The sequence below is a fragment of the Nocardioides sp. YIM 152588 genome, from assembly GCF_040191335.1.
Taxonomy (GTDB): Bacteria; Actinomycetota; Actinomycetes; order Propionibacteriales; family Nocardioidaceae; genus Nocardioides.
The window spans coordinates 1-20,568 of record NZ_JBEGDJ010000005.1; the positions used below are offsets into that span (position 1 = coordinate 1).

At 72.7% G+C, this 20,568-nt stretch carries 18 protein-coding genes and 1 pseudogene; 7 read left to right on the forward strand and 12 right to left on the reverse strand.

Annotated features, from left to right (window positions below; all coding sequences use genetic code 11):
- The 4 genes from ABLM29_RS04295 to ABLM29_RS04310 form a co-directional block, all read right to left on the reverse strand.
- On the reverse strand, positions 1 to 1,187 hold a 1,187-nt coding region (locus ABLM29_RS04295), incomplete at its 3' end, for a hypothetical protein (protein ID WP_349712617.1).
- 108 nt (positions 1,188 to 1,295) lie between these two features.
- Positions 1,296 to 2,234 (reverse strand): carbohydrate kinase family protein, encoded by a 939-nt coding sequence (locus tag ABLM29_RS04300; RefSeq protein WP_349712618.1) that lies wholly within the window; start codon positions 2,232 to 2,234, stop codon positions 1,296 to 1,298.
- A gap of 459 nt (positions 2,235 to 2,693) precedes the next feature.
- Positions 2,694 to 3,125, reverse strand: a complete 432-nt coding sequence (locus ABLM29_RS04305; RefSeq protein ID WP_349712619.1) for a hypothetical protein — start codon at positions 3,123 to 3,125, stop codon at positions 2,694 to 2,696.
- Between the two features lie 113 nt (positions 3,126 to 3,238).
- The gene (locus ABLM29_RS04310) at positions 3,239 to 3,820 is read right to left on the reverse strand and encodes a TetR/AcrR family transcriptional regulator (protein ID WP_349712620.1); all 582 of its coding nucleotides are present in this window, start codon (positions 3,818 to 3,820) and stop codon (positions 3,239 to 3,241) included.
- Positions 3,821 to 4,037: 217 nt separating this feature from the next.
- Here ABLM29_RS04310 and ABLM29_RS04315 point away from each other — a divergent pair, with 217 nt between their 5' ends.
- Genes ABLM29_RS04315 through ABLM29_RS04330 form a run of 4 tightly spaced genes read left to right on the forward strand, consistent with a single transcriptional unit; the run spans position 4,038 to position 8,782 of the window.
- Positions 4,038 to 5,540 (forward strand): FAD-dependent monooxygenase, encoded by a 1,503-nt coding sequence (locus ABLM29_RS04315; protein ID WP_349712622.1) that lies wholly within the window; start codon positions 4,038 to 4,040, stop codon positions 5,538 to 5,540.
- Between the two features lie 56 nt (positions 5,541 to 5,596).
- Positions 5,597 to 6,733 carry an alpha/beta hydrolase gene (locus ABLM29_RS04320; protein WP_349712623.1) on the forward strand — a complete coding sequence of 379 codons (1,137 nt, stop codon included), beginning with the start codon at positions 5,597 to 5,599 and terminating at the stop codon, positions 6,731 to 6,733.
- A 1-nt stretch (position 6,734) separates the two neighbouring features.
- Positions 6,735 to 7,541 (forward strand): amidohydrolase family protein, encoded by an 807-nt coding sequence (locus ABLM29_RS04325; protein WP_349712624.1) that lies wholly within the window; start codon positions 6,735 to 6,737, stop codon positions 7,539 to 7,541.
- Positions 7,532 to 8,782, forward strand: a complete 1,251-nt coding sequence (locus tag ABLM29_RS04330; RefSeq protein ID WP_349712625.1) for an MFS transporter — start codon at positions 7,532 to 7,534, stop codon at positions 8,780 to 8,782. The genes ABLM29_RS04325 and ABLM29_RS04330 overlap by 10 nt, the downstream gene beginning before the upstream one ends.
- Positions 8,783 to 8,850: 68 nt before the next feature.
- Here ABLM29_RS04330 and ABLM29_RS04335 read toward each other — a convergent pair whose 3' ends face one another.
- The 4 genes from ABLM29_RS04335 to ABLM29_RS04350 form a co-directional block, all read right to left on the reverse strand.
- Positions 8,851 to 9,714 (reverse strand): GIY-YIG nuclease family protein, encoded by an 864-nt coding sequence (locus ABLM29_RS04335; RefSeq protein WP_349712626.1) that lies wholly within the window; start codon positions 9,712 to 9,714, stop codon positions 8,851 to 8,853.
- A gap of 142 nt (positions 9,715 to 9,856) precedes the next feature.
- Positions 9,857 to 10,459: a GIY-YIG nuclease family protein gene (locus ABLM29_RS04340; protein WP_349712628.1), complete on the reverse strand. Its 603-nt coding sequence runs from the start codon at positions 10,457 to 10,459 to the stop codon at positions 9,857 to 9,859.
- Between the two features lie 137 nt (positions 10,460 to 10,596).
- Positions 10,597 to 11,232: an SHOCT domain-containing protein gene (locus tag ABLM29_RS04345; protein ID WP_349712629.1), complete on the reverse strand. Its 636-nt coding sequence runs from the start codon at positions 11,230 to 11,232 to the stop codon at positions 10,597 to 10,599.
- A gap of 188 nt (positions 11,233 to 11,420) precedes the next feature.
- Positions 11,421 to 12,698: an HNH endonuclease signature motif containing protein gene (locus ABLM29_RS04350; protein ID WP_349712630.1), complete on the reverse strand. Its 1,278-nt coding sequence runs from the start codon at positions 12,696 to 12,698 to the stop codon at positions 11,421 to 11,423.
- 150 nt (positions 12,699 to 12,848) lie between these two features.
- Between ABLM29_RS04350 and ABLM29_RS04355 the strand changes: the two genes are divergently transcribed.
- Together ABLM29_RS04355 and ABLM29_RS04360 are read left to right on the forward strand one after the other, a co-directional pair.
- Positions 12,849 to 14,456: an AMP-binding protein gene (locus tag ABLM29_RS04355; protein ID WP_349712632.1), complete on the forward strand. Its 1,608-nt coding sequence runs from the start codon at positions 12,849 to 12,851 to the stop codon at positions 14,454 to 14,456.
- Positions 14,457 to 14,513: 57 nt separating this feature from the next.
- Positions 14,514 to 15,167 carry an HAD family hydrolase gene (locus ABLM29_RS04360; protein WP_349712633.1) on the forward strand — a complete coding sequence of 218 codons (654 nt, stop codon included), beginning with the start codon at positions 14,514 to 14,516 and terminating at the stop codon, positions 15,165 to 15,167.
- Positions 15,168 to 15,189: 22 nt separating this feature from the next.
- Here the strand turns inward: ABLM29_RS04360 and ABLM29_RS04365 are convergent, their stop codons facing one another.
- From ABLM29_RS04365 to ABLM29_RS04370, 3 genes and pseudogenes are all read right to left on the reverse strand, one after another.
- The gene (locus tag ABLM29_RS04365; protein WP_349712635.1) at positions 15,190 to 15,999 is read right to left on the reverse strand and encodes a PASTA domain-containing protein; all 810 of its coding nucleotides are present in this window, start codon (positions 15,997 to 15,999) and stop codon (positions 15,190 to 15,192) included.
- A gap of 84 nt (positions 16,000 to 16,083) precedes the next feature.
- Positions 16,084 to 16,188 (reverse strand): annotated as a pseudogene (locus tag ABLM29_RS22305) (DUF2510 domain-containing protein); the annotation flags it as partial.
- Positions 16,188 to 17,366, reverse strand: a complete 1,179-nt coding sequence (locus ABLM29_RS04370; RefSeq protein WP_349712636.1) for a DUF4236 domain-containing protein — start codon at positions 17,364 to 17,366, stop codon at positions 16,188 to 16,190. The pseudogene ABLM29_RS22305 and the gene ABLM29_RS04370, both read right to left, overlap by 1 nt.
- A gap of 422 nt (positions 17,367 to 17,788) precedes the next feature.
- Between ABLM29_RS04370 and ABLM29_RS04375 the strand changes: the two genes are divergently transcribed.
- Positions 17,789 to 19,219 carry an NAD(P)-binding protein gene (locus ABLM29_RS04375; RefSeq protein WP_349712637.1) on the forward strand — a complete coding sequence of 477 codons (1,431 nt, stop codon included), beginning with the start codon at positions 17,789 to 17,791 and terminating at the stop codon, positions 19,217 to 19,219.
- Here the strand turns inward: ABLM29_RS04375 and ABLM29_RS04380 are convergent.
- On the reverse strand, positions 19,203 to 20,534 hold the full coding sequence (locus ABLM29_RS04380; protein ID WP_349712638.1) for a DUF2254 domain-containing protein: 1,332 nt from the start codon (positions 20,532 to 20,534) through the stop codon (positions 19,203 to 19,205). The genes ABLM29_RS04375 and ABLM29_RS04380 overlap by 17 nt on opposite strands.
- Positions 20,535 to 20,568: the final 34 nt, after the last annotated feature.

Consider the following 20,568-nt stretch of genomic DNA (forward strand, 5'->3'; position numbering starts at 1 on the left):
GGGGGCGGCGGCGCGCCCGGCACGGCGGGCTCGGGGAACGCGTCCGCGCGCTCCTCCCACCGGTCCGGAGGGGGCGGTGGCGCGGGCGCGGACGGCTCGGGCGCCGTCGGCTCCGGCTCGAGCTCCAGCTCCTCGGCGATGCCCAGGACGTCGCGGGCGAGGTTCCGCACGGCGTCGCCGTACGTCGCGAAGGAGACGCCGATCTCCACCGTGCCCACCGTGCTCGGCTCGGGCTCGGTCCCCCAGGTGAGGGTCAGCCGCCACCGGGGCGCGGCCGGCGGTGGAGCTGGTTCGGGTCCGGCCTGCTCGCCCGCCTGTCCGGCCTGCTCGCCCGCCCCTCCGGTCGGCGGTGCCGGCTCCGCGCGCCGGTGCAGGCGGGGCCGCTGGTCCGGGGTGAGCACACGCAGGAACGGCTGCGCCGGGGGCGCGAGCGGGTCGGTGGCGATCAGCAGCAGGAACGGCGGCAGGTCGACCGGCGGTGCCGAGCCGTTCGCCGCCGCCAGCAGGCCGCCGCGGAAGCCGAGCGCGTCGGCGCTGCGCCGCCCGAGGTCCAGGCAGGCGGGGCCGGCGTCGAGCAGCTGGCCCTCGGCGGTCCCGGTGATGTAGGCGCGGCGGAGGGCGTGCAGCAGCCGGCGCGGGTGCGGATGGGTGGCGCTGCAGGCGGTGAGGTGCGCCCAGACGGCGGCCTGCTGACGGGTGAGGGTCTCCGCGGGCGGCGGCTCGAAGACGTGCGCGGGTTCGGCCCACAACCGGACCAGCCCCTCCCCGACCTGCCACAGCGGCCCGTCGCGCCGCCCCTCCACGACCGTGCCGCTGAACGGCGCCCGCAGCCACGCGTGGCCGCCGCGCTCGGTGGCCACCTCGGCCAGCAGGTCCCCGGCGACCACGTCGGCGCCCGGCCGCGCGACCCGCGCCACCACGGTGACGGAGCGGGACCCGTCGGGCAGCTCGGGGATGGTGACGGTGACCGGGTCGGGCGCATCCTCGTCGAACGCGCCGTGCGCGACGTACCGCCACGGGTCGGTGGCGCCGGCCGCGCTCGCCCGGACGGACCGGGGGCTCCACTCCAGCAGCGCGGGCAGCGCGCCGCCCGGCTCCGCGGCGCGCGCCGCGGGCACCGGGACCATCTGCGCCGGTGGCTGGGTACGCCCCGACCGGTGGCGCTGGCGGTGCCGCCGCAAGGCCATCCTGGGCTCCTCCCCTGGTCCGATCGGTCGGCCGACACCCAAGCCGACGCCGCTGTCCGGGCGGTTGCTTTGCGGCGAGGTATGCCCGAATTTCGGTGACGGGCGCGGTCACCCGGTCCCGGGCGGCGTGGCCGCGCGGAGGTCGCGCTCCAGGGCCGCCACCTCGTCGCGGCCGGGCAGCCCGAGCCCGAGCCGGCTGACCGAGATCGCGGAGGCGGCGTTGGCGAACCGGGCGGCCTCCTCCCACCCCCGCCCCTCCAGGCGGGCGACCGCTAGCGCGGCCATGAACACGTCGCCCGCGCCGGTCTCGTCCGCGACCTCGACGGACGCGGTCGGCACCTCCCGCAGCCCGTCGTCGTCGAGCAGCAGGGCACCGGACTCCGACGTCTTGAGCAGCACCCGACGGGCGCCGGCGGCCCGCAGCTCGCGCGCCGCGGTGGCGCGCCACAGCCGGGAGGTGTCGGCGCGCCCCGTGAGCAGGGCGGCCTCGTCGAGGTCGGGCGTGACCACGTCGGCGGCGGCGAGGTGGTCACGGCGTACCCGGTCCGGCGGGGCGGGGTCGAGGAAGAGCGGTACGCCGCGGGCGCTCAGCGCCGTGGCCAGCGCGGAGAGCGTCGCGGGGTGGACCTCGGCCTGGGCGACCACGATGTCGTCGGCGGTGAGGCCGGCGACGTGCGGCGCGACGTCGTCCCAGGCGAGGCTCTCATTGGCGCCGGGCGAGAAGACCAGCGACCGGTGCTTGCCGTGCTGGAGGTCGATCGCCACGAAGCCGGTCGGCTGCTCGGGCGTCACGATCACCCCGGACGCGTCGACCCCGTCGCCGGCGACCGCGTCGAGGCAGTGCCGCCCGAAGTCGTCGTCGCCGACCCGCGCGACCAGGGTGACCTCCGCGCCCAGGCGCACAGCCGCGCGGGCCACGTTGCCACCCTTGCCACCGGGTTGGACGAGGTGGCGCTCGGCCACCAGCGGCGCCTGCCCGCCCGACTCCCGCAGCCCGAACAGGTGCAGGTCCATGTTCAGCCCACCGACGACCACCACCCTGCCCATCTCCGGACACCTCCTGCTCCGTGGTTACCACTCGGCCCGCGTCCGGGACAGGGCCGTCGGGCCCGGCATCGACAGCCACCGGGCCGCGGCCGAGTGTTCGACGATGGCGTCCTACGCCGCCGGACGACCCGACCGCGGGCTCGGGCGCGCTGGTGCACCGCCGTCGACCCGCGTCGAAGCGCCCACTTTGCTGCGGCCCGGGCGGTGCGACGTCACATGGATATCCGCCCCAGATCGGCCATTTCGGGGCGGATATCCATGTGACGTGACCTCGCCGGTCGTCTCAGGCGCCCGCGTCGAACCGCCGCGTGCGAGCGCACCCTCCCCCGCCCTGCCGCGAGGTGTTCCCCAGATTGAACCGCCGGACGGGTCCTTCGGGACGCGACATCGCCGTCGGCGATGAGCCCGACGGCGTGGGCACGATGGAGGCGGGACGACCGCGCGACGCGGACCGCCTCATCAGCCGTGACCGAGAGAGATCTTGATGGCGACAACCAGCATGCCGCCGGCCGCGGTCCCGACACACGTGATCCAGGTCGAGCGGGTGACCGGCCGACGGAGGTAGCGACTCACGAAGACACCGGTCAGCCCGATCCGAGCGATGCAGAAGAGCTCGGCAGCGCGGAGCGCGAGCGTCGGCCCCAGCACGTCCCACCGGGCCGCGAGCAGGATCAGCAGCGGCACGGCGGTAGCGGACAGGATGGGCAGGCTGTCGCGGAGCATCCTGAAGGGCGGTACGTCATCCGGGGTGTCGGCGGACTCGACCTGCGAGCCGACGATGTCGGCGAAGAGGTGGGCGATGAAGGTGGAAGCCCCGATGCCCGCGACGACCAGCACCGCCTCACCTCCGGCCACCGCGTCCACGGGCAGGGCCAGGAGTGTCGCGAGCACGAGCACCGTTCCGTAGATGTACGCCGCAAGCTGACGGGCGGCGTGCTCCGGCGCAGGGCGCTGGAGCCGCGACGGACGCCGACGCACCCGACCCTGACTCGACCTGGGCATGGTCAGCGGCCGGCGTCCGGGCTCGCGCGTCGCCGGCCCCGGAGTCCGTCGAGCATCAGGTCGAGGCCGTAGCGGAACTCCTCGCCCAGGTCGACCGAGCCGACGAGCCCAGCCTGCCGGCTCCTCTCGCCCTCGGGTCTCGCGCCGGCCGCGTCCTCGCCAGGCACTTGTACGCCGAAGCCGAGGACGTACCGCGCCAGGGTGGCGTAGGTCCGCACCGCGTCCACAGGGTCGAAGCCGTTGGCAGTGAGGACCGCGAGGCTACGTTCGCGAAGGCGCAGTGCGTGCGGCCCGGTCGGCAGCTCGCTGAGCAGCAGCGGCGAGACGTTCCGGTGACCCTCGAGGACCTTGAACATGGCCTCGGCGATGTGTCGCAGGGCGGCGTCCCAGGTCGCGTGCGCGAGGACGTCCTCATCGAGGTCGACCTCGGCGAACAGTGCGTCCACAACCGCACGGGTGAGCTCCGCACGCCCGGAGAAGTGGCGGTAGAGGGTGGCGGTGCTGCTTCTCAGCCGGGTCGCCAGCGAGCGCAGGGTCAACGCCTCGGCGCCGTCCTCGTCGACCATCTCCAGAGCGGTGCCCACGATCCGGTCGAGCGGGATCGGGGGCCTGCCCGGGCCCCGCCCGGCAGCGGGTCGGCCTTCGGCTGCTGGTTGCGACACGCCGCCAGTATGCCGACTGACGGCGTGCGGCTGGCCCCGTCTCCACATAACGGATACATTGTAGTCGGTATTGGTCGTCGTGGACCGCGAGCGTGCGCGACGACCGGTTGCGACCCGCTCGCTCGACCGGAGGTCCCCCGTGTCCACCACTTCTTCGACCGTTCTCGTCGTCGGCGCCGGCCCGGCCGGGCTCACCGTGGCCTGCGACCTGCTGCGCCGCGGCATCGACGTGCGCGTGGTCGGTGCCGCGCCCGGCGTCTTCGGCGGCTCGCGCGCCAAGGGGATCCAGCCACGCACCGTTGAGGTGCTCGACGACCTCGGCGTCCTCGAGGACCTGTCCCAGCACGCCACGACGTACCCGAAGCTCGGGCTCCACCTCGGGCCGATCACGGTGAAGCGCACGATGATCGCGCTGCACGAGGCCAGCGAGGACGTGCCGCACGCCAACACGCTGCTGGTCGGCCAGTACGACACCGACGCCGCCCTGTTCCGTCGGCTCGAGGCGCTCGGTGGCCGGGTCGAGTTCGACACCCGGCTGACGTCGCTCACCCAGGCCGAGAACGGGGTGACCGCGGTCCTCGACGGGCCCGCGGGCACCGTGGAGGCGCACGCCGACTACCTGGTCGGCGCCGACGGCGGCGCGAGCACCGTGCGCAAGTCGCTCGCCATCCCGTTCGAGGGGACCACCGATGAGGCCGACCGGATGATCGTCGCCGACCTGGTGTTGACCGGGCTGTCGCGCGACCTGTGGCACGTGTGGCCGGGCCTCGGTGGCCGGTTCATGGCGCTGTGCCCCATGCCGGGCGGCGAGCTGTTCCAGCTGATGCTGAAGCTCAAGCCCGGCGACGCGGCGGAGGCGACGCCCGAGGCGCTGACCACCCTGATCCACGCCTACCGCAGCGCCCGGTCGGTGCAGGTCTCGAAGGTCCGCTGGTCCTCGGTATGGCGGCCGAACATCCGCCTGGCCCAGCGCTACCGCGACGGCCGGGTGTTCCTGGTCGGAGACGCCGCCCACGTCCACCCGCCGACCGGCGCGCAGGGCCTCAACACCGGCGTCCAGGACGCCTACAACCTCGGCTGGAAGCTCGGCCAGGTGATCGCCGGCGCGCCCGAGGCCCTGCTCGACACCTACGAGGACGAGCGGCAGCCGGTCGCCGCCGGCGTACTGGGGTTGGCCAGCAAGCTCTACGAGAGCACCCGGACCCGCCCGGCCGCGGCGATGAAGCGCGGCGACCAGGAACGGCAGCTCTCGCTGAGCTACCGCGGCGGCCCCTTGGCCCTCGGCGTGGCCGACGACGCCGCCGGTGTCCGTGCCGGCGACCGGGCACCGAACGTGGAGTGGACCGACCCCGAGGCCGGCCCCCAGCACCTGATCGACCGGCAGCGGGGACCGCACTTCACGCTGCTCGCGATCGGCGACGAGGCGGTCGCCGGTCTCACGGACATCACCTGGCCCGACTCCGGCGCGGCGCTGCACACCGTCGCGATCCCCGACGCCGCAGCGGCCCACGTGGCACAGGCGTACGGGACCACGGCGCCCGCGCAGATCCTGATCCGCCCCGACGGCTACCTCGCCTACGCGACGACCGACGGATGGGGCGAGGCCCTCGCGGCTTTCGCCGGTGGGGCGCTGCCCGCGTAGCCGCTTCGCCATCCCCCATCAGCCCATCAGCCCATCAGCCTGAGGAGCACCCACCGGTGACCAAGCCCGCATCCGTCCAGACCCGTCAGTTCGTCGGCCGCCAGCCCGAGACCGAGGAAGCCCTGGCCGGCCTCCCGGAGATCTCCCAGGCGGCGCTGCGCCAGTTCTCCACCGAACGCACGATGGCCTACGGAGTCGACTACAGCGACGTCGTCGAGCTCCGCGGACGCGTGGTCGCCGGGGAGGACTGGCAGGAGGTGGCGCTCGACCTCGCGGCCACCTGCCTCGAGCACGCAGAGGGCGCCGCCGCGCCCACCCGCGTCCCCAACCTCCGTCGGGCCTCCGCGCTGCTGCGGATGAGCCAGATGATGAAGCTGAGCGACACCGACGACCGTCGCGCCACGTTCGCCCGCGCCGCCGACCTCTACCAGGAGGCGGCCGCGCTGGCCCGCGACCGCGAGCGGGTGACCATCCAGGCCCCCGGCGGCGTTCCAATGGCCGGCTGGTGGCTCTCGGGCGGCCCGTCCCCGCGCGGCGCGGTGATCGTGATCGGCGGCGTCGAGGGCTGGGCCATGGACTTCGAGTCCTCCGGGCTCGCGATGGCCGCCCGCGGCCTCGACGTGCTCCTGCTCGACGCACCCGGACAGGGCGAGACCCGGTTCACCCACCACCACTACCTGACCACCGACTGGCCGCGCGCGTTCGACGCCGCGGTCGACCACGTCGCCGAGCGCTGCGCCGGGCTCCCGATCGGGATCGTGGGCCACAGCATGGGCGGCGGGATCGCGATGGCCGCGACCGCACGCGACCCCCGCATCCGGGCCTGCGTCAGCAACGGCGGCCTCGTCTACCCCGGCCTCGTGCCGGCCAGTGTCGGGACCTTCTTCACCAAGATGGTCGCCTTCTGCGGCACCGAGGACCCCGAGCACTCGACGCCGGTGTGGGCGAGCGTCGACCCCACCGCGAGCGGCCCCAACGCCGGCTATCCCCTCCTGGTCGTCCACGGCGGCCAGGACCCGATGATCTCCGACGACCTCTCGAACCTGCTGCTGGACCTGGCGCCGACCGAGGCGAAGGAGATGGTCGTCTTCTCCGACGGCAACCACTGCGTCTACAACCACCTCCAGGACCGCGACATCCTCATCGGCGACTGGATGACCGCGCGACTCGCCGCGACCGGACAGGAGGCGTGAGATGCGGATCATCGACGCCCAGATCCACCTCTGGGCGGGCCCCGACGCACCCCCGCACCACACCCGGGCACCGTTCACCATCGATGACGCCCTGGCGGCGATGAACGAAGCCGGCATCGACCGCGCCGTCAACTGCCCAGCGGTGTGGGACGCCGACGCGAACGCCTACGCCGCGCTGGCCGCCACTGATCATCCGGACCGATTCGCCACGATGGCCTGGTTCCCGCTCGGCCCCGGCGGGGACCGGTCGCTGGTCGAGTCGGCGATGAGCGCGCCAGGCGCGGTCGGCCTGCGGTTCCTGCTCGTCGACCCCGCCGACGTCGCTCGCGCCGCCGACGGCGGCCTGGACTGGCTCTGGCGCGCCGCCGACGACCGCGAGCTCCCCGTGGCGCTGATGGTGCTGCCCGACGACCTTCCGGTGATCGGCACGCTCGCCGCCCGGTTCCCCCGGATGCGGCTGACCGTGGACCACCTCGGCGCGCTGCCGTGGCTCCGGCTGCCCGAGGCGATGGCCCACCTCGCCGCGCTGCTGGACCTCGCCCGACACCCCAACGTCGCCGTCAAGGCCACCGGCATCCCCGGCATGGCCACCGATCCCTTTCCGTTCCCCTCCACCCACGACACCCTGCGCCGGGTGGTCGACGCGTACGGCCCCGACCGGGTGTTCTGGGGCACCGACATCACCCGGATGCCGTGCACCTGGGCGGAGTGCGTGACTGCGTTCACCGAGCACCTCCCCTGGCTCACCGGGCGCGACCTCGAGCTCGTGATGGGCGACGCCGCCGCGGCCTGGCTCCGATGGCCCTGACCGACCCCCGGCGCAGCTCGCAGGACGGACCGACCCACGGCCGGGCGGTGCGGAACCTCGCCCTCGCGCTGCTGGCTCTCGCAGCGATCGAGACGCTCGCACTCTCCCTGCGCGCCGGCGTCGGCAGCCTGGGCGCGCTCCTCCCCGTCCTGCGCGACGACCTCGGACTCGGCCCCGCGGCCGTCGGTCTCCTGACCGCCCTGCCGACCCTCTGCTTCGCGGCGATCGGGCTCGGCGCGGGGCGGCTGATCCTGCGGTACGGCGCGCACGCCACGACGCTGCTCGTGCTCGGCACACTCGCTCTCGGCATGGTCGCTCGCGCGCTGACCGACTCGCCGACGGCGTTCATCCTCGCCACCGCTGTGGCGATGGCCGGCGCCGCCGTGGGCAACGTGGTCCTGCCGACCCTGGCCAAGCTCCACTTCCCCCACCGCGTCGTCGCGGTCAGCGCCCTGTACAGCGTCGCCATCAACCTCGGGGCCACCATCGCGGCCGCCGCCGCCGTACCGATCAGCACGCTCGCCGGATGGCGCACCGGGCTGGGCATCTGGGCCGCACTGCCCGTCTTCAGCCTGCTGCTGTGGATGCCGGTCGTCGCCCGCCGGCGCCACGGAGCACGGGCGCCGGACGCGAGCACCACCGACACCCCCGGAGCAGTTGTCGCGCGGACCCGGCTCGGCTGGGCAATGGCGCTGTGCTTCGGCGCCCAAGCAGCCCAGGCCTACGTGCAGTTCGGATGGTGGAGCACGATCATCACCGACGCCGGCGGCGACCCCGCACACGCCGGCGCCCTGCTCGCCGTCATCGCCGGCCTGAGCATCCCGATCACCCTGGCCCTACCCGCCCTCATGCGGCGCACGCACCGATCGGCCGCGCTGCCCATCGCCTTCGCCGCCCTCACCGTGCTCGGCTGGCTCGGCGTGCTCCTCGCGCCACTCACGCTGCACGGGTGGCCCTGGGCGATCCTCCTCGGCCTCGGATCGGGCGCCTTCGCCTGGACCCTGGTCATGATCGGCGTCCGCAGCCCTACGCCGGCCGATGCCGGACGGCTCTCCGCCTTCGCCCAAGGCATCGGCTACCTGCTCGCCAGCGCCGCCACCTTCGCGACCGGGCTCCTCCACGCTGCGACCGGCTCCTGGACGCCGTCGCTCCTCCTGGTCCTCGGACTCGCGGTCCTCATCGGTGCCGCCGGCACCGCGGTGGCCAGGCTGCCCGCCGTCACCAGGGGTGGGTGCAGCTGAGTCCGGCTCGCGGGACTCCGACCTACCTGCGTCGAACCGCCGCGATCCGGCACGTGCCGCAGGTCTCCTCAGTTCTCGTTCAGCCCATGACTGCGGGAGTCGAGGGCGTCCTTGTAGTGCTTCTCGACGGCGTTGATGTCGGCCTCCGCTGAGGATGGGTCGAGGACCCGCAGAACCGAGTAGCGGAACTTGGTCGCGTCGCGGAGCTTCAGGCCGACGTTTCCCCCATGACCGTTGGTGGCGTATGAGGTCCAGCGCTGTAGCAGAGTCTCGTGTCCATCGGCCTTTCCGACGTAGTGGCGTCCGTCCGAGGTGTCGGTGATCAGGTAGATCCCGATCACCGAGGACAGCGCCGTTCGCCACGCCGCATAGAGCGGTTCCCGGACGACGGCTTGGAGGCGCTCGTGGTCAATAACGAGGTGGTCGAAACCAGGGAACGGCTCGGGTTCGACATCGGCGATGTCGAGGACGGGGTAGTTCGCGACCGTTGTGCCATGGACCCACCACGCACGAGGCGAGCCCCACTGGACGACACACCGGCCCATGAGGTCGGGCAGCAGGTCGAGATCCCTCAGGCCGAAGGTCCGACGCGATTCGCTGGGCGGAGCCTCGCCCAGGTTCTCCACGATCCGCCACAGACGTGCTCGGTTTCCCTGCCCCGGCAGCAGGACCACCCAATACCGGGGCGGCTTCTTGGCGAAGCCGGTGAGGCTCTGTGTGCTGGTGTAGGCGAGGATCTCGTCGTCGGTCGAGTCGGCATGGATACCGGGGTCCCCGTCCTTGTGGATCTTCACGTAGGCGTGCCGGATCGCCATCATGTCGTTGAGCGGAATGCCCGTCTTGGCGAGGGCGTCGCCGAGGGTGAACGTCGCGATTGCAGGCAGTTTCGGGTCGGTGATCTCGACTGAACCGGCCTCGTCGCTGATAGTCATCCGGCCATCATGTACCGGCTCCTCGCTTCCAGGCGCTCGAAACGAACGACTGCCGCCGGCGTCGCGTGAGTCGCAGCTCACGCCCCACGAACGAGTGCTCTCTTGGTCCGGCGCTCTGCCTTCGACCGCGTGCAGATCACCACTACTCGCCCGAATACGCGGGCGCACTTGTGTCAGCGGCCCAGACCCTCGATGCCTCCGCCAGTGCACGTCGCGCTTCGCGCAACCGCTCACGCGGCTCGCCGACCTTGTCGAGGTTCAAGGGTGGACGGAGGCTCACCAGCACCGCTGTCTCAACATCGCCAAGCACGACGTCCGTGGGCTTCTGCCACGTCGCGAGCGTCAAGCGATCCTCCATCCACGCAGTCAGCCGCACGTCGCTCTCGGGATCGAGCGCGTAGTTGGCGCTACCGTCAGGCCGCAACCGGTTCCGCGGCACGGCCACGAGTCCAAGTCGATCCACGAGCAGCGCGGCGAGACTGCGCCGCACGGTGGATGAGCCAGTCTTTCCCGTAGAGAAATGCGTGCCGACATCCCGCCCGTTCAGGCTCTTCTCGGCCTTACCGATATACAGCGGCTGTCCGTCGAAGACCGGAGACAGACCGAGCTCAGCCCATGCCCGTTCGTCACCATAGAAGGCGTAAAGGCCCGGCGACGCCGGCACAACCCTGGCAGCATCGCCGCGGTCGTATCGGTCGCCCGCGAGATCTGCAAGTGCCCGAGCGACAGCTGACTCCAGTGACATTGAGACATCATGACCTCATCCAGCGAACCTCGGCCACGGCCGCCGGCGAGTGCGTCGATCCGCGAGTAACGCCCGGAATGTGGCGTTATGGGCACCCTGTAGTCAACTGAAGGAGTTCGAGGCGCAGCCCACTCGTCCTAAAGGCGACCGAGCAGCTCGGCCTTCTTGTCCGAGAACTCCGCGTCGGTGAGGATGCCTTGGGCGTGAAGCGACGCCAGTTTGGCGATCTGCGCGGTGACGTCCACCTCCGCGCCATCCACCATGGGCGCGGTCTGATTGCCCTTCGCCAGGACGGCCGAGGCCATACCCATGAACTTTTCGGCCGCGCCTTGACGTGCTGCCGGCTCCGGTTTCAACAGCCCTGCCGTGACGACCTTGCGATCCACCAGCATGACGGAGAAGACCATGAACTGCTTCTGGGGTAGCTCCAGGATTGACTGCTTGGCATCGGCCCAGTGGATCCGCACGATGTGCCCGGTGCTCAGCGCCGCCTCGACGCCCGCCCCCACGGACTTGCCTACCCTCCCCGGGAAAGCCACGCGCGCCGCCGCTTGACCGATGGCCGCGATGACGCTGGCCTTCGACTCAAGTTCCTCCCACTCCCGGACCGTTTCGGCGTTGATCCGGTGCCGTTTGAACGGGTTCGAACGGTGCTGGATCGTAAGGTCTCCATGCTTCGCAAACGGGGTGGCCCCACCGGAGACGATCGTGCCGGTCGAGAGGTGACCTCCAACCACCCGCCCTTGGCCCGACAGTTCCTGGAAGAGTGCCATGCAGGGACCTTAGAACACTGCCCCGACCGATCAGGCGAAGATACCGCCAGCACGTCAGCCTGCGATTCACGACGGAAAGTGGTGACACACGCGTCGATCCGCCGCGTGTGACTCGACCCCACAAACCCTGACGAGCACTGCGGTCGGGAAGGGCGGCACCAAGAGGTGACGTCGAAGGCGGGCGGAGATCAGCGCCGTCGGTGGTAGCGGTGGTCGCCGTTCGGCAGCCGGTCGGTCTCGTACGCCGGGTCGTGGGCCCGGTGGTGGTGGAACCCGCAGAGCAGGACGGCGTTGGCCAGGTCCGTGCCGCCGCCGTGGGACCACGGGACGTCGTGGTGGGCGTCGCACCAGGTGGCGGGGACGGTGCAGCCCTCCGCGCGGCAGGTGGTGTCACGCAGCCTCAGTGCCTTGCGCTGGGCTGCACTGAAGAGGCGCTGCCCGCGGCCCAGGTCCAGCACCTCCGACCTGCCGCCGAGGACCGCGGGAACGATCTTGGCGGTGCACGCCAGGCGGCGGGCGTGGGCGGCAGAGATGCGTCCGGTGCCGTCGGCGGTCCCGGAGTCGAGGAGGCCGGCGGCGCCGAGCCGCTTCTCGAGCTGGTCCAGCGGAACGGTGACCATGACGGTGGTGGCGTCGCCGCCGTGGTCCGGCAGCGTGCTGGGGTCGAGGCGGTCGAGCAGGGTGCAGAAGGCGTGCCCCAGCACCCGGTGCCGGGGCAGCCGCTCGACCTCGGGCGCGGTGGTCCGGGGCGAGGTGAGGGCGTCGAGGTAGGTCGCCAGCCTCGTCGCGGTGGCGTCGGGGAGGGTCATGGTGACCCGGGTGGCGCCGTCGCCGAGCGGCTTGATCCGCACCGACAAGGCGGCCTGGGCGTGGGTCTCCTCGGCGTGGAGGCGGCGGGCCTCCTCGTCCTCGGCGACCTCGGGGGCGACCACGTCCAGCACCCGCCGGCCCAGGACGCGCAGGTGCTGGGGCAGCATCCCGAGCCCGCCGCACTCGGCGGCGTCGCCGGTCCCGAGGGCGACCAGCCGCGCCTCCGCATCACCCCGGACCGCCGCGCCGACCCGCTCGGGCAGGGCGTCCAGCGCCTGCACCACGACCTTCGCCTGGTCCAGCGACAACCGTCCCGCGGCCATCGCGGAGCCCACGTTCGGCCAGCGCTGGTCGATCGCCCCCGCCACCCGGGCCTCGCCGCGGAGCCGGGCGACCTCCAGGTTCGTCCGGTGGGCCAGCCACCCGGCCACGTCCCGCGCGCCGTGGGCATCCGCGACATCGCCGGCGGCGGCCATCGTCCGCAGCCTCAGCTCGGCGACCTGGGCCTCCAACGCGACCAGCTCGGTGAGCACGGCTTCCTTCTCCCCCGCCCCCAGGAAGGCGGCCTGCGCATCCGCCACCCCGGCCAGCGCCGCGCGCGCGTCCGCCACGGCGCGGGTGATCCGGTGCGGGACGGGACCGGGGAGCAGGGTCATCGCAGGCCTTCGGGAGCGGTTCGGCGTACGCCGATTCTACGCGACAAGCGAACTGGTGTTCGATAACCAGAATGGGTGAGGTGGCGGCCTTGGACGAGCACCACCGCCCCCACCATTGACACCCGTGGCGCCGCGGCCGAGTGTTCGAGGATGGAGTCCTACGCCGCCGGAGACACCCACCCACCGCTGCTCGAGGAGACCATCGGCGCGAACCTCGAACGCACCGTCGCCGCCCACCCCGACCGCGAGGCGCTGGTCGAGGTCGCCTCGGGGCGCCGGTGGACCTGGGCCGAGCTCGACCGCGCGGTCGACGACCTGGCGATCGGCCTGGTCCGGGCCGGGATCGGCAAGGGCGACCGGGTCGGCATCTGGTCGCCGAACTGCGCGGAGTGGACGATCACCCAGTACGCGACGGCCAAGATCGGCGCGATCCTGGTCAACATCAACCCGGCGTACCGGACCCACGAGCTGGCCTACGCCCTCAACCAGTCGGGCACCCGCCTGCTGATCTCGGCGCCGGCGTTCAAGACCAGCGACTACCGGTCGATGGTCGAGGAGGTCATCGACGACACCCCGGTCGAGCGGGTCCTCTACCTGGGCTCGCCGGAGTGGGCCGACCACAACGTCCACGACCCCGGCGTCACGCTGCTCGACGTGCTGACCTGGACGGTGGAGGCGACCGACCCGATCAACATCCAGTACACCTCGGGCACCACCGGCTACCCGAAGGGCGCCACCCTCAGCCACCGCAACATCCTCAACAACGGCTACTTCACCACCGAGCTGATCGGGTTCACCGAGGAGGACCGGCTGTGCATCCCGGTGCCCTTCTACCACTGCTTCGGGATGGTGATGGGCAACCTCGGCTGCACCACCCACGGCGCGACGATGGTCATCCCGGCGCCGGGGTTCGACCCGGAGGTCACGCTGCGCGCGATCGCCGCCGAGCGGTGCACCGCCGTGTACGGCGTACCGACGATGTTCATCGCGATGCAGAACCACCCGACGTTCGCCGAGCACGACCTCTCCTCGCTGCGCACGGGGATCATGGCCGGCTCGATCTGCCCGGTGGAGGTGATGAAGCGCTGCGTCGACGACATGCACATGGCCGAGGTGTCGATCGCCTACGGGATGACCGAGACCTCGCCGGTGTCGTGCCAGACCCGCGTCGACGACGACCTCGAGCGCCGCACCGCGACCATCGGCCGGGTGCACCCGCACGTCGAGATCAAGGTCGTCGACCCCGTGACCGGCGCGGCCGTGGAGCGGGGCGAGGCGGGCGAGTTCTGCACCCGCGGCTACTCGGTGATGCTCGGCTACTGGAACGACCCGGAGAAGACGAGTGAGGCGATCGACGCGGACGGCTGGATGCACACGGGCGACCTGGCGGTGATGCGCGAGGACGGCTACTGCACGATCGTGGGCCGGATCAAGGACATGGTCATCCGCGGCGGCGAGAACATCTACCCGCGCGAGATCGAGGAGTTCCTCTACGGCCACCCCGACATCGAGGACGTCCAGGTGATCGGCGTGCCCGACGAGAAGTACGGCGAGGAGCTCTGCGCCTGGGTGCGGCTGCGCGCCGGGGCCGAGCCCCTGGACGCCGACGCCGTGCGCGCGTTCGCGACCGGCAAGCTGGCGCACTACAAGATCCCCCGCTACGTGATGGTGGTCGAGGACTTCCCGATGACCGTCACCGGCAAGATCCGCAAGGTGCAGATGCGCGAGGAGTCGGCGAAGGCGCTCGGGCTGGACTGATCGGGCCTGGCCGGGCTGGTCCCGGCGGCCGCACGGTCGCCGCCTACCCTGGAGGGCGTGGCAGACGGGCTGGTGGTCGGTTTCGACCTGGACATGACGCTGATCGACACCGCCCCGGGGTTCCGCGACGTGCTCGTCGCGCTGGGCGCCGAGCTGGGCGTCGACTTCCCCGTCGCGGAGATGACCGCGAGGCTGGGCCCGCCGCTGGACATGCTGCTCGAGCCGTACCTGGAGGCCGACGCGATCGCGGCGGCCGGCGACCGGTTCCGCGCCCTCTACCCCGACCACGCCATCGCCGGCACGCCCGCCTTCGGCGGCGCCCACGAGGCCCTCGCCGCGGTCCGGCGCAACGGCGGCCGGGTGCTGGTGGTGACGGGCAAGTACGGCCCCAACGCCCAGCTCCACCTCGACCACCTGGCGCTCGACCACGACCACCTCGAGGGCTGGGTGTGGGGCGTCGGCAAGGCCGACGTGCTGCGCCGCGAGGGCGCCAGCGTCTACGTCGGCGACCACGTCCACGACGTCGAGGGGGCGCTGGCCGCCGGCGTCACCAGCGTCTCCGTGCTGACCGGCGGCTGCACCCGCGCCGAGCTCGAGGCGGCCGGCACGCACGTGGTGCTGGAGAGCCTGCACGAGTTCCCGGCGTGGCTGGAGGAGTTCGTGCGGGAGGAAGCACCGGGCAGGACGGACCCGTCCGAGCGCTCGACGTGATGCCCAGGCACGTTGGTCGAGGTCAGTCGCAGCCGATCCCGTCGCCGTCCCGATCGAGGTCGTAGATGTCCGGGCCGTCGACCCGCACCGTCCCCGTGTAGGCCGGACCGTTGCCCGAACCACCCGCGCAGTCGTAGTCCGAGGCCGGAGGAAGACAGGGGGAGTATCCAGGCGTGCAGTTCTGGGGCTCGGGCTCGGGCTCGGGCGCCGGCGGCGGTTCATGCAGGTCGGAGACGACCACCTTCACCAGCGTGCCGGGGCGCACCTGCTTGCCGGCCACCGGCGACTGGCTCAGCGCCACGTTGTCGCGTCCGCTGGTGGTGCGTCGTTGCGTCACCCGTGTCGCGAACCCGGCGCGCTTCAACTGGCTGAGGGCGTTGGCCCGACCGAGCCCGACGACGTCGGGGACGCTCGGCAGCGGCGCCGCGACCCAGAGCTGGACGGAAGCGCCGGGGGCTACCTCCGATGCCTCGGCAGGCTGGATCCTCAGGATGGTGCCCGCGGGCTTCCGCGACGGCACCTTCTCTGCCACCACATCTCCCAGGCCGTCCGCTCCGAGCACCTCCTTCGCCTTCTTGAGGGTGAGGCCGGTGACCACCGGGACGGTCACGGTGGTGGGTGCGGTCGGTGTCGGCGGCGCGGAGGTCGTAGGCACCTCGGCCGGAGTCACGACAGAGTCCGCTGCGACCGGCGTGGGCTCCTCCTCGGACGGGACCGCCAGCGCCAGGCCCCACAGGGCGAGCGCCACGATCGTGACCCATGCCTTCGTCGTGGTGCTGGAGGCTGCTCGGCGCCACAGCCCGACGAGGCCGATCGGCAGGCACAGCAGCATCCCCGGGATGATGGCCCACCACCGCTGCCACCACGGCAGTGTGCGTCCACGTATCGCGGTCGGCGCCTCGAAACCCGGGGGCATCGGGCGGGACTCCCCCACCCAGGCCTGCCCGTCCCAGTACCTGGTCCGCAGGCGGTCCGTCGGGTCCGGGTACCAGCCCGCCGGGGCTCCGCGATCCTCCTGCATCAGCGTGCACGCCCTCCCAGGTCGTCGTCCGTCATCAGGTCGGTGAGGTCGATGAGATCGATCACGGCCGCGACGGCCGGCTCGGCCCGGAGATCGAGCGGCGCGAGCGCCCGCGTCACGCCCTTCCGCCGCAGCACCGTCTCGAACGAACAGTCGTTGAGCGCCGTGAGGGCGTCGATCCCCCTCCATGGCCGGGCGTCGACGGCCGACTTCCGGAAAGCCGCAGCCATCAACACCTCCGGCGGCCCATCCGGTGCGACGGCCCGCACCGCGACGATCCGCACAGCGTCGAGGAACGGCACCACCGCGAAGGCCTCCCGGGCGGTGAGCAGCACGTGTCCGCACACCAGAGACGTGTAGATGGCTGCCGCCTCGGTCTTCGACACCTTCTTGAGCGACAGGTTCCCGGCGGAGGTCGTGGTCGGCCGTCGATCGGGTACGACCTCGGGCCCAGGCACCCGCACGACGATGGACGCCTCGGCATGCTCGACCCCGACCGGCGCCGCGGGCGCCTCGTTGTCCTCGAAGGCGCGAGCCAGCGCCGCGAGCACCACATCGGGCTCGCACTCCGACAGCAGGCCCCAGGTCTCGTCGAGAGACGACTGCTCCTCGTACATCCCCTCCACGGCCGCCGCGACGGCTTCGGCGTGCTCCGACTCGGCCGCTCGGACGGCCGACGCCACAGCCGCCCGGCGCGCGGACAGGTCGAACACGGAGACGCCGGCCAGCGTCGCCTTCCGGTGGCGCCGTAGCAGGGACCAGTAGTCAACCGGGGCCGGCGGAGGGGCGAGCGGGCGCCGGCTGGGTTCGAACGTCACGTCGTTGAGGCCGGCGATCGCCTGGAGTTGAGAGGCCAGGCGCTGCGCCTCCGCCTCCTTGTCCGCGGCTGCCGCTCCCGGCGCCGCCCGGCCGGCCGGCGAAGTCGCGCGCCGTCGCGAGGACGATCCGGAGAGGGATGTGTAGTACGTGAACGGCCCGGCTCCGGTGGAGACACCCGGTCTGCCACTGCCGACGTGCAGGCGCGCCGCGCGCGGTCCGAGGCTGGTCCGCAGGCCGCGGCGCGATGCCCGCACGCTGACGCCTGGCGCGACCCTGAAGCGGAATCCCGCGCTCCCCACAAGCCGCCCCTCACGCTCGTCCGCGAGCGGCCGGCCGGCCACTCCCACGACCACTCCCACGGCCGCCTCCCGCCCACACCGTAGGCAGGCGCGGCGGCTCTGTCAGGACTTTGCAGATCGAGCCGGTACCCCCGCGCCGGTCTCCTGTCTCCTCGTTGTCTCCCCCTCGTCTCCCGATCCTCTCCAAGCGCTGCCCGGCGCCCGGCGGTTGGCTGAGGGGGTCGTCGCAGGAGCGTCGACCTGACGAAGGGGACAACCATGACCGTGGAGAGGCCGGCGCGACCGGACCGACCGACTCCCGCCGATCGGGATGCCGGCTGGCGGCACCACCGGCGCGTCGTCGAGCACCACCTGATCGACCACCACCAGGAGGGCCGGGCGACGGGTGTCCACCACCAGCCCGCGGCGCTAGCCTGGCCGGGAGCCGACTCCCGGCCGCACCGGCACCCCGCCCACGCGGCCGCGTCCGGAGGTGAGCGGCGATGAGGCGCGTCGAGACCGACTACCTGGTCGTCGGAGCCGGGATGGCAGGGATGGGGTTCGTCGACGAGCTCCTCGAGGTCTCCGACGCCGACGTCCTGATGATCGACCGCCGGCACGCGCCCGGCGGGCACTGGAACGACGCCTACCCGTTCGTGCGGCTGCACCAGCCCTCGGGCTGGTACGGCGTGGGCTCGGCCGTGCTCGGCGAGGACCGGATCGCGACGGACGGCCCGGAGGCCGGGCACTACACGCGCGTCAGCGGCGTCGAGATCCAGGCGTACTTCGCGGAGCGGATGCGCGACCGGTTCCTGCCGTCGGGGCGGGTGCGGTTCCTGCCCAAGACCGACTACCTCGGCGGCACGCCCGACGAGCGGGGCGGCGTGCACCGGATCCGGTCGCTCTTCGGCGGCGAGGAGACCGAGGTGGTGGTGCGCAAGCGGCTGGTCGACGCGACCTGGACCTCCTCGCGGGTGCCGCAGACCTTCCCGCCCCCGTTCGAGGTGGCCGACGGCGTACGGGTGGTCACGCCGACCGAGCTGACCCGACTCGGCTTCGGCGGGGAGGACACCGGCGACGGGCCGGTCGACGGGGTGACGATCGTCGGCACCGGCAAGACCGCCTTCGACACCGGCGTGTGGCTGCTGGAGCAGGGCTGCCCGCCCGAGTCGATCACCTGGATCCGGACCCGCGACGCGTGGCTCAACAACGTCCACTTCATGCAGCCCGGCAAGCTCTCGGACCTCACCGTCGAGGGGACGGTCGCCTTCCTGGAGGCGCTCGCCGCGCACGACACCCTCGACGAGGTGCTGGCCGAGGTGGAGCGCCGCGAGGTGATCCTGCGGATCGACCCCGACGTGGAGCCGACCATCTTCCGCGGGCCGACGATCAGCACCTACGAGGTCGACCAGCTGCGTCGCATCGACGACGTCGTCCGCCTCGGCCGGGTGCTGCGGATCGAGCCGGACCGGATCGTGCTGGAGCGCGGGGAGGTCCCGACCACCCCCGGCCAGGTGCACGTCCACTGCGCGGCGCCGGGCCTGCCGGAGCGCCCTCCGGTGCCGATCTTCGCCGACGGCCGGATCACCGTGCAGTACCTGACCCGGGCGAGCATGCCGCTCAGCAGCGGCGCGATCGCGCGCACGGAGGCCCTCGACCTCACCGACGAGGAGCGCAACGCGCTCTGCCCGGCGAACTTCATGGACCAGACCCCCCTCGGGTACCTCCAGATGCTGCTGCGCGGGCTGGCCACCGAGGGCACCTGGCGCGGGCACCCCGGCCTCAAGGACTGGTTCGCCACGACCCGGGTCAACGCCACCCGGTCACGGCCCGACGAGGACCGCGACCCGGCGCGGCAGGCGCTCTACGGGCGGCTGCTGGAGGCGATCGAGCCGGCGTACGCGACCCTGGAGCGGCTCACGCCGGCTCCGTGAGGCGCCCCTCGACCACCCGGAACAGCTCGTCGAGGCGGTGCCGCTCCTCGGGGTCGAAGTCCTGCGCGGCCGCGGTCGCGCGCAGGCGCCGCAGCTGGTCGTGGACCACGGGGCGGTCGTCCTCCGCGGCCCGGTGGCCCAGGCTCAGCAGCACCTGCCCGATCGCCGCGAGCAGCTGGGGGTCGGCGGCGCCGTACCGCCGCGGCTGCTCGATGCCGAGCTCGACGTAGCCGGCGAGGTCCGGCTGCAGCAGGGCGACCCGGGCGCGGTCCTCGTCGTCGCGGAGCACCGCGGGCCCGAGCTCGCGGTCGGTGAGCTCGCAGAGCAGCGCGGAGACGTGGCCCAGCGCGTGGACCGCCGTCGTCGGGTCGTTGATGCCCGGGGAGAGCGCCTTGTTCGCGACGTCGGCGAGCTGGCGCAGGCCGTAGCCGACGTCCTGGGCGGCGGTGCGCTCCGGGCCGGTGTGCAGGCACCCCGCGACGCGGTCGGCGATCCGCGCGGCGTCCTCGTCGCCGAACGCGCCCCCGCGCGCCGGCCACACCCGGCCGAGCGGCGTGCCCACCACCAGGAAGCTGCCCGGGTGCACGTCGAGCGCGACCTGCGCGTCCTCCTCGACGGCGACCCCGAGCAGCGACTCGCGGTCGACCCGGGTCAGGAAGCCGCCCTCGCGGACGAGGAGGGGCCGCACCTCCCCCACCGGGGCCGCGAAGGGCTGCAGCGGTGCGGCGTCGGGGTCCCGCTCGGGCAGCGCCGCGCGCAGCGTCGCGGAGGCGTCGCGGTGCACGTTGGCCAGCATGGTCTCGACCCGCAGCTCGCGGACCAGGTGCGCCAGGAACAGCACCAGCGTCAGCACGCTGGCCAGCGCCAGGACGAACGCGACCGACACCGCGAGATGGGGCACCACCCCCTGCCCGCCGTCGTCGATGCGGACCGCGCGCATCACGGTGAGCGCGTAGGTGAACGTGCCGAGGAAGGTCGCGAGCGTCGCCTGCACGACCTGGTCGCGGACGAAGGTCCGGAGCAGGCGCGGCGAGAACTGGCTGCTGGCCAGCTGCAGCGCCACCACCGTCAACGAGAAGGTCAGGGCGGTGACCGAGACCAGGGACGACGCGATCACGCCGAGCAGGGAGAGCGCCGCGTCCGCGTCGCCACCGAACAGCCAGCCGCCGGTCGTGCCGCCGATCTCGGGGTCGAGCGCGGCGTCGACCTCGGGCAGCCCGAAGCCGAGCGCGGCGGCGGCGACCACCGCGATGGTGGGCACGGGCCAGAGCCGGGCCTGGACGGCGTCGCGGGTCGTGGCCAACCAGGTGCTCATGGGCACACCCAACCAGAGCGCTCCCCGGACGGGT